This is a genomic window from Chitinophaga ginsengisegetis, from assembly GCF_900168065.1.
GTDB classification, from domain to species: domain Bacteria; phylum Bacteroidota; class Bacteroidia; order Chitinophagales; family Chitinophagaceae; genus Chitinophaga; species Chitinophaga ginsengisegetis.
Window position 1 is genome coordinate 370,870 of record NZ_FUZZ01000006.1, and the last position, 14,961, is coordinate 385,830.

Genomic DNA, 14,961 nt, shown 5'->3' on the forward strand with positions numbered 1-14,961 from the left:
ATAATGGTTAATAACTGTTTGGATATGTATAGTTGTTAATCGGCGGCGCAATGTAGATCACATCTCCCGCGCTTCCCTTTCCTTCCATCGTGAAATCGGGAGCTGTAGCCAGGTTGCCGGATGTTTTCTGAAATGCACGCACTTTATAATTGCCACCACCGGTTGTACCTATCAGCATATAGTTGTAATAAAAAGCCTGCTCTGTGGCAGTGCCGCCGGTATATTTACGGTGACGGATACACGTTATTTTCTCTCCTGCCGGCGCGGTGAATTGTAGCTGTTCAGCGCCATTGCTCAGGTTCCGCGACCATACTTCCTGTCCGGCAGAGAAGTACAGGATATTCTCATCCGCTACGATCAGCCCGAAACGTTCTGCCTGGTAAAGCTTGTCCGTTGGCGCCAGTGTATCATTCACCATCTTCAACGCATAATTGGACGGTGTGATGGTGGAAAGTATCTTTAATGAAGGATCTGTTTTATCCTGGAACAGGGCTATGCCAACGTATGGGTTGGTGGATTTTACTCCCATGAACAGCAGTGTTTTGTTGTTCCTGTTGGCAGGCATTTCTGTTCCGGATACATCTGTTACGGCAGAAAGAACGGAACCTGTGCCTGTAGCGGAAACAAACGAAGTACTCGTTTCATCAAAAAAGAACGGGTTGTCGAAGGGATATGCCAGGAAATATCTTGAAAGATTATACGGGCTGTTGTTATCGTCGCGCAGCTGCTGACCGCCGAACAGGCCGACGTTGGCCGACATGGAATAAATACTGTGCAGACGCCCGTTGTTTACAAAATAGTTGGCCTGTGAAGATTCGCTGATGCTGCCTGGTTTGTTCACCGAAGGTGTTTCGTAGAAAAGGTTGTTAATACTGTGTATTTCTTTGAAAGTATTGATGTTTACCACGCTGGCATCTTTGTCCGACAAAATGAACAACGCCCTGGTATTGGCGTAAGCACCTGTTACATTGGATTTATAATTTGTATAGAATCCGAAAAGATTTGCTTCTCCATCCAGTTTTTTCCCATTCACCAATGAGAATACATTTTCCATCCTTGATCCGGGGGTAATAGCTGAAGGTGTTAAGAAGAGGTCTACATCAGTTTTACCGCCATCGTTCTTCATGATATACCAGCCACGGGTGAACTGGGTAACCACGTTAATATTGGAGGTCATTATCTTACTGAGTCCTGTATGTTCATTCTTTGCGCCGAACACCAGCACCCAGCCTTTGGCCGGCTGTGTTACCAGGTAATCCAGTGCTTTGGTGCGGCCTATCGTATCTACTTTAGGCGCGGAGCCCTGTACATTTGTTTCATAAATTCCCCACCAGTAAGAGAACTTCGCATCGGGGTCAGTAGAGGTGACTGTAGGATTGATCGTGATCTTATCCACCAGCGACACTTTATTATAAGAGGCTTCTATGCCGTTGATGTTGATCTCTTCCGGGACCTTGTAGATATAATTGCCCTGGTCTTTATAACAGGAGCTGATCAGGAGGATGCAGCAGGTAGCCAGGATTTGATATTTCAATTTCATGAAAGGCTGTTTTGCAGGTTAAGGAAATACGACTGTTTCACCCGTCTCGTCCGTCAGCGGCTCACCGGGATGGGCGTTATTGTAATCTGTCAGCAGGGTTCTCAGCTTCAGTCTCCAGAAGGTGAGCAGTGCATAATCGGTGTTCACGTAGGTCAGGAATTCTTCATCCCACTTTTCGCCTGTCTGGTTGATCATGAAGGAGTGTTTCACCTGGCTGTATTTGCCCCAATAGTATTGCACCGCAGAGGCATTCCAGGCTGCAGGCTGACTAAGCATGTCCGTGAAGTTTACCCTTCTCCACAGTTTTCTGATCTCTCCTGGCTGGAACTGGTCGTTAGCTTTTACCTGTATCTGCAGCTTCACGTTTTTCGTTTTCAGCGAAGCGTCGCGCAGCAGGATCACCGGTACAGAGGCATGCACTTCGCCTGCTTTGATCACATACACCTCTTTCAGTGACGGATCGGAAAAGGCTTTGTAATGAGTGCCCGGTATCGCATTTTCTTCCCCGTTGAGTGTTACCTGTTCAAGGATAAAAGGCCGGTCGTTGCCACTCACGCCTCCGATAGCATAGATGTCGAAGAACACGGTGTCCTGTGTAGTAGTAGCCGGTTCGTAATAAAAGGTGTACGGCTTCACCGTATCAGCCATTTCGAAGGAGGTGGTATAGATCCGCTCGGGCGCCGGGCCAAACTGGAGCCGGGCGATATCGTTATAGAGGTAGTACTGATCTTTTTTGCAGGCAGCCAGTAAAGTGGTCAGCAGGGCTACAGTGAGTATCTGTTTCATTCTTTACGCTTGTGTTATTGAACAAATTCATTTAAAGGCAGTGGTACCAGGTAATTGATGGTTGCTGCGGAAGGCGCCCAGAGGAAGCTGGCTTTGGGCGCGTTGATGCGTTTATAGGCAAAAAATGCCTGTCCTTCCGCAAAGAATTCCTTCCTGTATTCCTTCACCAGTTCCAACTGTACCTGCGCAAGATCGGCGGGCAGCGTGGAAACGGTGATATTGCGGGCGGTGCGGAAAGCAGCCCAGTACTGCTGGCCTTCACCCGCCGGCGCCGTTTCGGCAGCTATCAGGTACATTTCGCTGACACGCAGCATAGGTATCTGGAAAGGCGCTATGGCAGCACTTTCCATAGCCGCCGTGTATTTTTTCATGATGTAGCATTTGGAACCGTTGCCCAGCGTGATCAGCGCCCAGAGGTTAGTTTCCCGTATATCCGTTCCCGTGTTGCCATACAACTGGTTGTTTACGGTGGTGGTGCCACTGCCTTTTTTTAGTACGCCGGATGTGAACTGTTGCTCGAATTTTGTTGCCAGTTGGAAATCATAAAGACCGAAAATATGTTCCATAGAAAGATTGAAATTCCCGCCGGAAACATCGCTTAGTGTTCCGAGGCGGAACTTGGCACCACCATCCGGGTTCTGCGCATTGATCACTTCTTTGGCGCACGCATAAGCGGATCCATTATCCCGGAACCAGAGATATGCGCGGGCCTGCAGCGCCTTCACCGCATAGTAATTCATGCGGAGGAAACGGAAAGCGGAGTAAGTATTTTCCGGTTTGAAAGGAGAATTAACACTGCCTGGATTAGAGAGATCAGCCTGGGAGTACCGGGTGAAAGGATCTGTATCCTTCAGTAAAGCGGCTGCCCCGCTAAGATCATTCAGCAATTCTGTTTTATACTGATCGTAGGTGAGATGCTGATTCGGTTCCCGGGAGATCTTTTTCACATACGGTAACACCGTGCCGCCCTGTATATTGCCCGGTATCGGCCCAAAAAGCCGCAACAGGTCCAGGTGGCAATAGGCACGCAGCGCAAGACACTCACCCTTCATCATCTCGTAAGACCCGGCAGAAAGAAACACTTCTTTGCGCGTGTCCACTTCGGCGAGTATCGCATTGATGCTGGAAATGATCTTGTATTCCTGTGCATATATGGAAGACAGCGCGCCCTGCACGCCTTCATCGGAATAGTTGAACAAGCCGAGGCGCTGTTCTGTGGTGTTGGTGGTTACATCCCAGGAAGATGTCAATCTTTCTATGGTACCAAAGATCATCTGCTGGCCATAGGCGTTCCCGGATTTCATCTGGATGTATACCCCGGTAAGCGCATCCTGGAAGCCGCTTTCCGTGGTGAAAAGCACATCTGAAGGCATCTGGGTTTTAGGCTGAACGGTGAGCCATTTTTTGCAGGAGGCAGTACATATGGCTATCCCCAACAGCCCCGTGATAATATATTTAACCGGTGTCATGGAACACTATTTTTTTTTGTTAGAAGAGAGCGTTTACAGTAAGCGACATCTGTCTGGAAAAAGGATAGGTAGTTCCTCTTTCACGGCGTACAGTGGACAGGTAAAAGAGATCGGCCATGTTGGCGGAGAAAGACAGCGCCTGCATTTTCAGCTTTTTCGCAAATAAGCTGTTTACGTCATACTGAAAATTGGCGTTCTGCATGGTGAGCGTCTTTTCGTCCTGCACAAAGCGGGAGGTCCTGTTTGTTGGCGCTGTTACCAGCAATCCTTTGAAGGCGGCATTATCTCCCGGCTTTTGCCAGCGACTGTCGTATACGCGGGCATCCACATTGTAACGGTAATCTGCATTCTCCACTTTGTTGATCAGCGTTTGGTTATACAGTTGCCCGCCAAAGCGGTAGCCGAAAGACAGGTTCATGGAGAAATTCTTATACCGCACCAGTGTGCTGAAGTTGCCGAAGTACGCGGGTTCGCTGATGCCGCTGGCACGCAGGTCCAGCGAGTTCCAGATGTAGGTAGGCTGCCCGTTCCTGTCCAGGTATAATTCCTTGCCGGTGCTGGGATCAATACCCAGTGAAGGAACTACCCAGATAGTGTTGGTGGAATACCCTTCTTTGTAAAGCACGCCGGGTACAGCGCCGGTTGCATTTTCACTGCTTTTCTGTGCGGCTTTCAGGGCATCGGAGATTTGCAGGATCTTGTTTACATTATGTACCAATGCGCCGCTGATGCTCCAGGTAAAGCCTTTCCGCAGATTGCGTACAACAAAGGCAGTAGCTTTCAGCTCAATTCCGCGGTTCTCCAGTTTGCCGATGTTTTCGATATAGTTGGGGAAGCCGTTGGATGCGGGAAGATCTACAGAGGATATAAGGCCGTTGGTGGTTTCGATGTAATAGTCTGCTACAAGACTCAGACGGCGGTTGAAAAGGTCTGCTTCAAGACCAACGTCGTAGTTCATTTTCTGCTGCCATTTCAGCGATTCGTTGCCGAGCCCCATCAGATAAGCGCCTGTCCAGCTGTAATAACGGTCGTCTGTATAATATCCATAGGTAGACAGGGCCTGGTAAGCGTTGAAGTTCTGCGAACCGGTAACGCCCACGGAACCGCGCAATTTCAACCGGTTGATGAACGGCAGGTGCCTGAACATGGCCTCCTTATGCAGGTTCCAGCCAACACCTGCCGACCAGAAAGGAGCAAAACGGTTAAGTGCTCCAAACTGGGAAGCGCCATCCGAGCGAAGGGAGAGGTCCATGAAATATCGTTCATCATAGGTATAGTTCACACTTCCGGTAACTCCCACAGAACGGGTAAGACTTTCAGCACCGCCGGGTTTACCACCTTGCGCATATTGCAGCGCCATTGAAATAAAGTCGAACTTAGGATTGGTAAAACCTTCCGCAAGGAAGCTATAGCCGGAAGTTTTGGACTGACGGATATTATAGTCCAACCCGGCAAACAGTGCATGGGCGCCGAGCTGACGGGTATAACTGAGGTTGGCGCTTGCGTCGTAGCGGAAGCCTTTGTTCACACCGTACCGGTAAGAGCCTCTGCGGAGAATGTCTTCCGTAGCGGCAAACGCTGTATGGTCCGCGGGCCGGAAATAATCTGAATCAGAGTTCATCTTGGTAAGGCCCAGTCTTGCCCGGAAGAGGAGATCAGGATGTATACGCCATTCCACGGAAAGGTTGTTGGTGATGTCCGTGGTTTTATAATTCTGGAAAGTATTCAGGGTAGCATCGTACAGCGGGTTGGTAGGCAAGGGGCTCCAGCGGCCTGAATAAATACTGGAACCCGGATTGCCCAGCAATTTTCTTACACGGCCATTTTCCTCATAAGGAGACCAGTAGGGATTCATCTTTACGTAATCGGAAAATGAGCCATAGGGAGATTCTTCACTCTCACCCAACCCGATGAGCAGGTTGTTCGTGAAGCGGATATTCCGGTAATAGTAACTGAGGTTGATGGTGCCATTGAACGTCCGCCGGGAAGAGCCTTTCATTACGCCCTGTATATCGTTCACCTGGGCGGAAATGGAGTAACGGAATGCGTTGTCGCCGCCTTCCATTTTCACATTATGACGTTGGCCGATGCCGCTGCGCACTGGCTTGGAAAGCCAGTCTGTTTCCACACCCCGGTTCACTTCACTCATCAGGTAGTTGTAATATTGTTTAAGTGGCACATCATTTTCCGCACGGGCATTGTCGTACAGTCCTACTTTGTATTCCAGCTCCAGTTTTTCGCGGGCGTTCAGTACGTGATATGCCTTCAGGTCCGGCATTTCAACATTGACATCGCCGCGGTACGACAAACGTAGTCTCCCTGGTTGTGGCGCCCTGGTTTTGATCACGATCACGCCGTTAGCGCCACGGGAGCCATAGATGGCGGTGGCAGATGCATCTTTCAGCATGGTGATGGACTCCACTTCATTCTGATTGATGTCCAGCAGCTTTTGCAGCGAGGATTCAAACCCGTCGAGGATCACCAGCGGCGTATTCATGCCCACGCGTGTTTCATCCTGCAGCTCATTCACATTGGGCAGGCTGGAGTTGCCGCGGATCTGTATTTCCGGCAGCCGGTTGGGATTAGAGCCGAACGCATTACTCTCCACAATGTTAAAGGAAGGGTCAATGTTGCGGAGGGAAGTGATCAGGTTGCGGTTACCGAATGCAGCCAGTTGTTCAGCCGTAACGGTAGTTACAGCGCCGGTAAAGCTTTCTTTTTTCCGGTTGAAGATACCGGTGGTCACTACTACTTCATTGATCTGCTGCTGCGATCTGCTCAACATGATGTTCATGGTGCCGGGGCCTGCTACTTTTATTTCCTGTGGCGCATACCCCTGGCAGCTTACCTGCAAAGTGACGGGAAACGCCCTTACCCCTAACCTGAATCTCCCATCCGGTAAAGTTATGGTACCAGTGGTGCTGCCTTTTATACGCACACTGGCAAAGGGAACAGCCTTGCCGGCTTCATCGGTCACGGCGCCGGATATTTCCTGCAAAACCATTTTGACGGAGGCGGTAGTCTTTTCATTGATCACTACCATTTTGTTTACGATCCGGTATGTGAGCGGCTGATTGCTCAACAGGATATCCATTGCTTCCTGCAGGGTGGCATTGTTTACCTGTATGTCCTGTGGAGAGGATACGCTTAGTACCTGCTCGTCCCACATAAAGGACAAACCTGTTTGTGCTTCCAGTTTCCCGAATATTTCCTTCAGGGAAGCGCGTTTCAGGTTAAGGTTAATCTTTTGTGCAGAGGCTGTAGCTGCCTGGAGGCTTAAGATCAGGAAAAGAATGGTGGCAGTTTTTGAACGCCATAACAATTTCATACATAGTCCGGCAGGAGCATAGAAATGCCGGACCAAAAACGCAATTAATTGCATACATTTGGTTGGTTTTGGTTGATAAAATAAAACAGAACCTGTGTTTGGTTTATTAGCCCGACCTTAATAGCCGCTCCGTGAGTCAGACGGGGCGGTTCTCTTTTTTTTTCAGGCCAATGTCTTTATGGTTGTACGATCAGTTTATTGTTTTCCAATCTGCAATTCACGCCATAGATATTCAGTGCCTCGATAATATCCGCAAGGTTTACATCCCTGCCGATAGTACCGCCGAATGAGCGTTTAGGTAGTTCTCCTTTCATGTTCACTTCTATATCATACCATCTTGATATTTGCCGGAATAATGCGGGCAGATCCGTACTGCTCATCATGAACAGACCCTTCTTCCATGCTATTGCATTTTCTGTTTCGGCGCTGCTTTCTATGGTGATGCCATTATTATTGTCAATATTCGCCTGTTCTCCCGGCCGGAGCAGCTGTTGTTTATTCACCCTGATGCTGCCACTCAGCAGGGTAGTTTTTACCAGCGGTTCATCCGTATAGGCGTTGATGTTAAAGGCCGTGCCCAGTACTTCCACCACACCCTTTTCATTGAAGCGTACCGAGAATGGCCTGGCTGCGTCTGCGGCTACTTCAAAATAGGCTTCGCCGGTGATCCGCACCTCGCGCGTATTGCCGGAGAAAGCCACCGGGTACCGCAGGGATGATGCGGCATTCAACCATACTTTCGTACCATCTGGCAGTACTACGCTGAACTGCCTGCCTCTCGGCGTGGAGATCGTATTGTATGCGGTAGCAGCTGCGCCGGATTCTTCAGCATTGTATACTACCTGCCCGTTGTTTAGTACTATATTGGTTCCTGCCTGGTTTGCCACCACGCCGTTTTTCATACTATCAAGCAGTACTACGGAGCCGTCTGCCAGGGTGAGTACTGCGCCTTGTTTTCCTGGTGCAACAGGCTTACGCTGCGTAATGGGAGGTGGCGTGCTTCCATGCTCTTCCGTCAGCCGGTATATGCTGCCTGCAATTACCAGCAGCCCGATAGCTGCCGCCCAGCGCCAGTAACGCATCCGCTTCACAGGCGTTTTACGGGGCAGGTCTACCGACTTCACATTGTCCAGCAAAGGTTGCAGGGACGGATCAAATTCCAGGTCCATATCAGGCAGCCCGGTAAGCTCCATGAATTTTTCCGTAAGGGCTTCCCGTTGGCCGGGATCCCGCAGGAGTGCATAGAATTCCTGCTGGCCTTCTGCATCCAGTTTGTTGTCAAGGAAATCCTGCGTCAGATTATGTAACCGGGTATTTTTCATGGTGTTCATAGTATAAGATCAGGGTAAACGTGGTTTTGTCATTATCGGACAGAAAAAAAATTACAGGTGCAGCAAAAACATAAGGATCAGCATCCCGGATGCGGTGAGCCGTTCCCTGATACTTGCCAGGGCCGCGCTGAGCGCATTGCGCACATAACCGTGGGACAACTGAAGTTCTTCTGCGATCTCCCGCGTGGTTTTTCCTTCCACACGGTTCAGGTGGTATATGATTTTCCTTTGCTGGGGAAGGGATTCAATGGCTTCATGTACAAGCCGGCGGATTTCTTTCAGTTCAATGGCGCTGGTATTATCAATGGGAGGATGCTGTGTTATTTGAATAGCCTCGAGCCGTTTATCATTTGCCGCATGCCGCTGAAGGGCAAGCAGGCTCTGGTTAACAGTGATTTTCCGGAGCCACGCGCCCAGGTTCTCCACTTTGTCCAGCTTGTCCCGGTAAAGCCATACCTTAATAAATACTTCCTGCACAACTTCCTGCCGCGCATACCCATTCTTCAATATCTTCATGGCAATAGCAGCGAGCGGGGTGGCCCATGCAGCGAATAAAGTGGAAAAAGCCTGCTCGTCACCTTCCGCTATGCGTTGCAGGAGCGCAGTTTCATTAGTATGTAAAGGTTCTGGCGGCACTTAATGCTTGTTTAAAATTTCTGGCAGTTATGTTTGTGTTGCAAATCCCTTTACGGATGGTGGTTTGTGAGTAGTTTCAATCCTGCAGTTGTGGTTGTTTTCAACAGCATGACTGAGCTCTCCCGATGGATTTTGTCTGTTCAGATTGGTTTCATTCTTCACTTACGTTATCAGTTTTCGATAACAGATAAATATTTTTTCTATGTTTTTCTGTTGGTCAGCAAGGTAAATTTTGTTACTACGGTTTGTTCCCGGTAATCCAAACTATCTTTCTAACTCCCTTTTCCTGAATTTTTAAACACCCGCTGGCGGGGATTTAAAAAGCGAAAATAACAAGTAATTGATTTAAAAATAAATTATTAAATAAAACTAATAATGAAATAAGGTGTCAGCGGTGGTTCCTGACACCCGCCAAAAAGCGATACAAAATCCATAATTGGACTTTGTATCGCTTTGCCATTTTTAAGTGGGTGTTTTATTTTTAATTATCTCGGATAACGTGTGCAGTGCCAGATATACTATGTGAAAGGTTGTATCCCATATTCATACCAGTCATGACTATTTCGTTGTAGGTTCCGCTAAAACTAACATCAATATACTGGCCAACGGCCCCCACATTTACCAGGTTATAAGTGATATTGAACGTATTGAATACAGGGTTAATATTGGTGCTTAAGCCGTTTCCATATATCTGGAATCCCGATAATGTACTATAGGTACCCGGGGTTATACTATTGCCCTGGATATCAATAGCATCCATATGTCCGGGTGTATTGCCGGTAATTGAGAATGAATTCCCTGTTGCAGAAGCGGTAATGTTTGCGGCAATGATTTTAGTTACACCTCCATCTATGGCGTAAGTAATGGATTCCGCGCTGGTATTACAGGCCGGTATATTACCTATATTGGTTGTTGGGGAGGTTATGCTGTAATTCAACGTTCCTGTATTTTGGTGGTTATCTGCATCTTCGCCGAAAACCGTCACCGGATCAGTACTGCATACAATGGTCTGGAAGCTAAAGCCGCCGTTATTGATCAGGGTTAAAAAAGTTTGCTGTCCGTAATTAATGGAAACATAGCCATTGGTTACATTGGTATTATTACATTTTTTCAGTGAGCCGTTTATCGTGGCAACTTGTGTAGCCGGAAGATTTAGAACGATATCGGGCAATACATTACTATTGGCGGTAAAAGGGCCAATGTTCTGTGTGTAAATCACATTGCCACAAATGTCATAAAGCTTTAAGGTTAACACTTCATTTTGCGGAACGGTGCCGGTTACTGTGCCATTGAACAAGGTATAGTCTGCATATGAGGCATAAGCTCCTCCGGTTCTAAACAATACGGTTTTGACATTGGCAAGTGGGTTATTGGCCAGATCGACTACTTTAATCTGAAGCTGTACCGGGGAGGTGGCCAGCGGTATATCAAAATTCCACCAGCTAAAATGGGCAACTTCTCCAATGTATTTATTACCAACTTTGTTTGCCACGCCTGCTTCTTTCCAATAGCCCAATGTTTCATCAAAATGCCAAAGAGGAATTGTTGCGGGCGCCACGCTGAGTTGTGCAGCCGTGATGTTCATCTCAATCTGCGCTTTATTGCTTATTTGTAATTTCTGCCCCGCGCTACCTAATAATTCTACATTCATCATCCCATAGGTTTCCAGTAATTTAGCATCGTCGGCTGCATTTTGTGCGTATAGCATACCGGGCATTTTGGCAAACAGGTTGTTATCTGAAGCCTCCAGTGAATTGACAATCACACTTACAGCGCCGGTATATGTGGTACCTGTAAGTGTTTTAAAGTTACCGTCAAATGTGATTCTGGTACCATTCGACAAGCTCACATCACTGGTGACACCGGAATTTACCGTAGCGGTAATATGACTGGGCAGCATCATAATTTTAATGACATTGGTGCTTGTTGATGGCATCAATGCCCTGGAACCTTCCATAAACCCGGTTTTCGCCGCCCGGATGTAAGCAAACCGTTCATATACACCGGCATTTTTGATGATTGCAATCCCGCCCGGATTTGTTTGGGTGGTAGACGTTCCAATTGTAACAGTAGCGCCAGGAACGGGATTATTGCTGACATCCACCAATTGCACTATGAAATCCCTGGAAACTTCATTTCCAAAATTCCGGGCAAAATCACTTGCAGAAACCGAATCTTTTATGGGAGGGTGCGGATGATCGCTGTTATTTTTCTTACAGCTGATGGCTAACAACAGCAGAAGGACCAGGAGGGGTAGGAGTGAGTTTCTCATAACTAATCATTTAATGAAGATTAACTATGGATATATCAACTGATCTGAAAAAATGTTACCCCCCCCTTGAATCAGGTGCTGTGACGTTATTTTTCTCTTGCCCCGAATCTGTACGAGACACCTCCCATAAACACCCTGCCGGGTTGGGCCGGCATCAGGTAGTCGGTATAATTACTGATGTTATCAATGGAAAATTTAACCATCAGTTTTTCTTTCAGCAGGGATTTTTGAATAGAGAGATATAATAATGTGTATCCCTTCACAAATATGTCGTAGTTGTCGATGTATCCGTTATTGTCGATGTCCAGGAAGCCATATTTGCTGCGATAGCTGGCCCGGAGGGAAGTTTGCAGTGCCCACGGCCGGAACGTGTAATATACCTGCATAGTGGCCATATGCCTGCTTCTGTTAGGCAGGCCGAAGTAATCGCTGGTAGTGGCAGAACGGATACCCTGATCGGAGCGCACTTTACCGTACGCTCCGGCACTATTACGGATGCTGTCCTCCACATCACGGCTTTTAGCCACCAGGTACTGATAGCCACCGGTTAGCTTTAATCCTGGCAGGGGATTCAGTTCCAGCGATGCTTCCAAACCTGTTGTATAAGCTTTCCCCAGATTGAGATAGGAAAACAGTTGCTGGCCGTTCCGCATAATACCTACCTGCTCTGTATTGATCAGGTGCCGGATGTTGTTGTAAAAGCCATTCACGGAAAGCGTATAGCCCTCTTTGATGGTGAACCTGCTGCCCAGGTTCCATGATACAGCTGTTTCCGCTTCCAGGGCTTTAACGGAAGCAGCGTTGCTCCATACTGATTGTACCAGCCCTGCTTTCTTCAGGTCTTCCACAGCGGTATGGAAAGTATTGGCGCCTACCACGGTATAGCCTTGTGTGATGTTGGTGAACACCTGGTAAGACTGTGCATAGGTAGGCGCTTTAAATCCTTGTCCGACCGAACCTTTTAACTGCCACCATCTGAATGGGGTATATTCCACGCCGGCAGTCGGATTCAGTTTGCCGCCATACAGGCTGTTACCATCATAGCGTAAGCCTGCTATCAGTCCGTATTTCCGGTTGGGAGTGAAGTTAGCCTGCATGTAGCCGAAATAGTTCTGCTGATCGGGAGTGCCGGCCATTGTGCTGTTGCGCATATGCAGCAATTCTCCGCCCATACCGCCGGTCAGGTTCAGGCGGCCATCATGAAATAACCTGTTGCCCTGTATTTCCAGGCGTTGAATCTGTTGGGAGAATTTGTTTTCCTGTAATAACTTCCCGGTTTCTATTATCTGTACATCCTGGTCGGTGCCATAGTGAGTGAAATAATACCGGGTTAGTAAACGCGTGTATTCGTTCAGGTTAGTACGTAAAGATAACGCCGCGTTTACATCTGTTTCATCGAGTTGATCGCGGAAGGGTTGTGTGCCATAAGAACGCGTCATGGTTGAATTGCGGCTGGCGGCTCTTGCACTCAGCTGTAATGTGTTGCGGTCATTTAATTGCAGGGATGCACGGGTTTGACCACTGAAGCTGTGATACGGCGGGGCCGTTTGGCCATCTTTCAGATATTCGGTATTGACATTAAATCCATCTGTCCGGTAGTAGTCGGCCGATAAGTGAACGGTTCCTTTTTTATGCGCAAAAGGTGTTTCCGCAAAGGCGCTGATATCAGCTGTATTATAAGTGCCATACAAAGCAGAGAGGCCCGCCCCTGGCTTGTGTACATGCTGCCGGGTGATGATGTTGATCACCCCGCCCAATGCTTCACTGCCATAGAGGCTGCTGGAAGCGCCTTTAATAATTTCGATGCGTTCAATATGCTGTACACTGATACGGCTGATATCGAAGTTTTCGTTGAAGCGCCCGGAGAGGGGTAAGCCATTGAGCAGTACCAGCACATAGGCCGAGCTGAAGCCCTGCATCTGGATCCCAATGCTCCGGTTACCGGCTCCGAGATCGCTTACAACGGCCATTCCAGCCTGTTCACGCAGTACCTCATCCAGGCGTCTGCTGCCCATCCGCTGAATGGTTTTGGCATCTATGACGAGGGTGGGAGCTGCAATTTTCTTTATATCAATAAGATCATCCGTTTTTTTGTAGTAGTGGGCATGTACATCGATGCTGTTCAACTGCTGCACTTTTTGTAAGCCTGCCGTGTCGGCAACCGGGGCGGAAGCATAGGTATTTCCTGTCAGCAGCAGGAAAGCGGGAAAAATGAATCTGGTACACATGGGTTCTCTGGCGCATTTAAGATCAGGCAAGATGCAATATTCCATCAGCCATAGATGGAGAAAATATTACCAGTTGCGGAAGGCGCCCTTCCCGCGCAGCCATCTGCAAGGGAAAAAAAGTTACCATAAACGGAAAAGGTGAATTGTCAGATAGGGTATGACAAAGGATCTTCCCGTATTCGTAAAATAAGTTCCTCTTTGCGCAAATGCTTTGAATGGCCAATGGTTTAATATTGCTTTGTTCTTGTATTCTGAAATTAATAACAGTCCCATTGTCTGCACCAGCCAATACCCATAACAAACTATTCAATCCCTGCCCGTTCAACATCCTCGGAGAGGAAACGCTCAGGCAACGGAAGCGTGCACTAAGTCAACACGGACATATCGGTACTATCCAGGAAATGTACAGCCCCGACGGTATTACGCTGGGTTACTACAGCCTGAAATCTGAAAAAGGCGGCAGTATAGTTTTCAGTAATCAACAGCCTTTTCTTCAATTGAGCTATACGCTCAGCGGTAGTAAAAGTTATCATGTAAACAGCGGCAAAACAATACTGGCCAGTATGGGGAAGCAGCAATACAACTACCTGTTTTTCCCTGAACAGGAAATTCAACTCAGCTGGGAGCCGGAAGAGCCATTGGAAATTTTTGAACTGGGTGTAAGTCCTGAGCTATTACTTAACTTTCTGCCGGAAGAACATCCCTTGTTTGATGTTTTCCAGAAAAGTGTGAAAGACAATGCGCCGGTTCCGCTCAGTAAAAACAACTTCCCCTTACAGGCAAATATCAGCACCATTCTTTTTGATATGCTGAACTGCCCGCTGGAAGGGCGTTATATGCAGCTGTTTATAAAAGCTAAAACCATTGAGCTGCTGGCCATACAGCTTACTCATTATGAGCAGATGGCAGGTATTTCTGCAAAGGATTCATCTCTCAGAAAGCTAAAAAAAGAAGATGTAGACAGAATGTACCTGGCCAGGGATATTATTACGAAAAACATTAACAGTCCATGTACACTGATTGATCTTTCCCACCAGGTGGGAACCAATGATGCTTATCTTAAAAGTCATTTCAAACAGGTATTCGGCACTACCGTATATGGCTATCTGCAGAATATTAAAATGACACATGCGAGGGAATTGTTGGCGGAAGGAAAGAGTGTGTCGGAAGTGGCTTATCTCTCCGGGTACAAACATACCGCCCACTTTACCAGGGCTTTCAAAAAGCATTTCGGATTTTCTCCGGGTATAATGAAAAGGTAAGTCGCGCAGACTTACCTTTTCATTTTTATTGCCAGACTTACCTGGCAACCCAGTATATCAGATACAGCCAGAAAAGGCCCTTCAGGAGGAAGAATATAAATCCCCAAAA

The 14,961-nt window shown here is 47.7% G+C and carries 9 protein-coding genes; 1 reads left to right on the forward strand and 8 read right to left on the reverse strand.

Features of this window, described 5'->3' with window-relative positions:
• Positions 1-7: 7 nt before the first annotated feature.
• From B5Z18_RS30845 to B5Z18_RS30880, 8 genes are all read right to left on the reverse strand, one after another.
• A complete protein-coding gene (locus B5Z18_RS30845; protein WP_079473421.1) occupies positions 8-1,540 on the reverse strand; it encodes a PKD-like family lipoprotein in 1,533 nt (510 codons plus the stop codon).
• An 18-nt stretch (positions 1,541-1,558) separates the two neighbouring features.
• Complete coding sequence (locus B5Z18_RS30850; RefSeq protein ID WP_079473422.1) at positions 1,559-2,326, reverse strand: DUF4843 domain-containing protein; 768 nt, start codon at positions 2,324-2,326, stop codon at positions 1,559-1,561.
• Positions 2,327-2,340: 14 nt separating this feature from the next.
• Positions 2,341-3,795 (reverse strand): RagB/SusD family nutrient uptake outer membrane protein, encoded by a 1,455-nt coding sequence (locus B5Z18_RS30855; protein WP_079473423.1) that lies wholly within the window; start codon positions 3,793-3,795, stop codon positions 2,341-2,343.
• A 19-nt stretch (positions 3,796-3,814) separates the two neighbouring features.
• Entirely contained in the window at positions 3,815-7,177 is a 3,363-nt protein-coding gene (locus tag B5Z18_RS30860; protein WP_079473424.1) for a SusC/RagA family TonB-linked outer membrane protein, read from the reverse strand.
• A gap of 122 nt (positions 7,178-7,299) precedes the next feature.
• On the reverse strand, positions 7,300-8,454 hold the full coding sequence (locus B5Z18_RS30865) for a FecR family protein (RefSeq protein WP_079473425.1): 1,155 nt from the start codon (positions 8,452-8,454) through the stop codon (positions 7,300-7,302).
• 51 nt (positions 8,455-8,505) lie between these two features.
• Positions 8,506-9,090, reverse strand: a complete 585-nt coding sequence (locus B5Z18_RS30870; protein WP_079473426.1) for an RNA polymerase sigma factor — start codon at positions 9,088-9,090, stop codon at positions 8,506-8,508.
• Between the two features lie 481 nt (positions 9,091-9,571).
• Positions 9,572-11,362: a hypothetical protein gene (locus B5Z18_RS30875; protein ID WP_079473427.1), complete on the reverse strand. Its 1,791-nt coding sequence runs from the start codon at positions 11,360-11,362 to the stop codon at positions 9,572-9,574.
• 86 nt (positions 11,363-11,448) lie between these two features.
• Positions 11,449-13,590, reverse strand: a complete 2,142-nt coding sequence (locus B5Z18_RS30880) for a TonB-dependent receptor plug domain-containing protein (protein WP_159454494.1) — start codon at positions 13,588-13,590, stop codon at positions 11,449-11,451.
• Positions 13,591-13,862: 272 nt separating this feature from the next.
• Here B5Z18_RS30880 and B5Z18_RS30885 point away from each other — a divergent pair, with 272 nt between their 5' ends.
• Complete coding sequence (locus B5Z18_RS30885) at positions 13,863-14,852, forward strand: helix-turn-helix transcriptional regulator (RefSeq protein ID WP_159454495.1); 990 nt, start codon at positions 13,863-13,865, stop codon at positions 14,850-14,852.
• Positions 14,853-14,961: the final 109 nt, after the last annotated feature.

Excerpts from the sequence above, each read along its gene's own strand:
- B5Z18_RS30845 (WP_079473421.1), bottom strand. The coding sequence starts at position 1,540 with ATGAAATTGAAATATCAAATCCTGGCTACCTGCTGCATCCTCCTGATC.
- B5Z18_RS30850 (WP_079473422.1), bottom strand. The coding sequence starts at position 2,326 with ATGAAACAGATACTCACTGTAGCCCTGCTGACCACTTTACTGGCTGCC.
- B5Z18_RS30855 (WP_079473423.1), bottom strand. The coding sequence starts at position 3,795 with ATGACACCGGTTAAATATATTATCACGGGGCTGTTGGGGATAGCCATA.
- B5Z18_RS30860 (WP_079473424.1), bottom strand. The coding sequence starts at position 7,177 with ATGCAATTAATTGCGTTTTTGGTCCGGCATTTCTATGCTCCTGCCGGA.
- B5Z18_RS30865 (WP_079473425.1), bottom strand. The coding sequence starts at position 8,454 with ATGAACACCATGAAAAATACCCGGTTACATAATCTGACGCAGGATTTC.
- B5Z18_RS30875 (WP_079473427.1), bottom strand. The coding sequence starts at position 11,362 with ATGAGAAACTCACTCCTACCCCTCCTGGTCCTTCTGCTGTTGTTAGCC.
- B5Z18_RS30880 (WP_159454494.1), bottom strand. The coding sequence starts at position 13,590 with ATGTGTACCAGATTCATTTTTCCCGCTTTCCTGCTGCTGACAGGAAAT.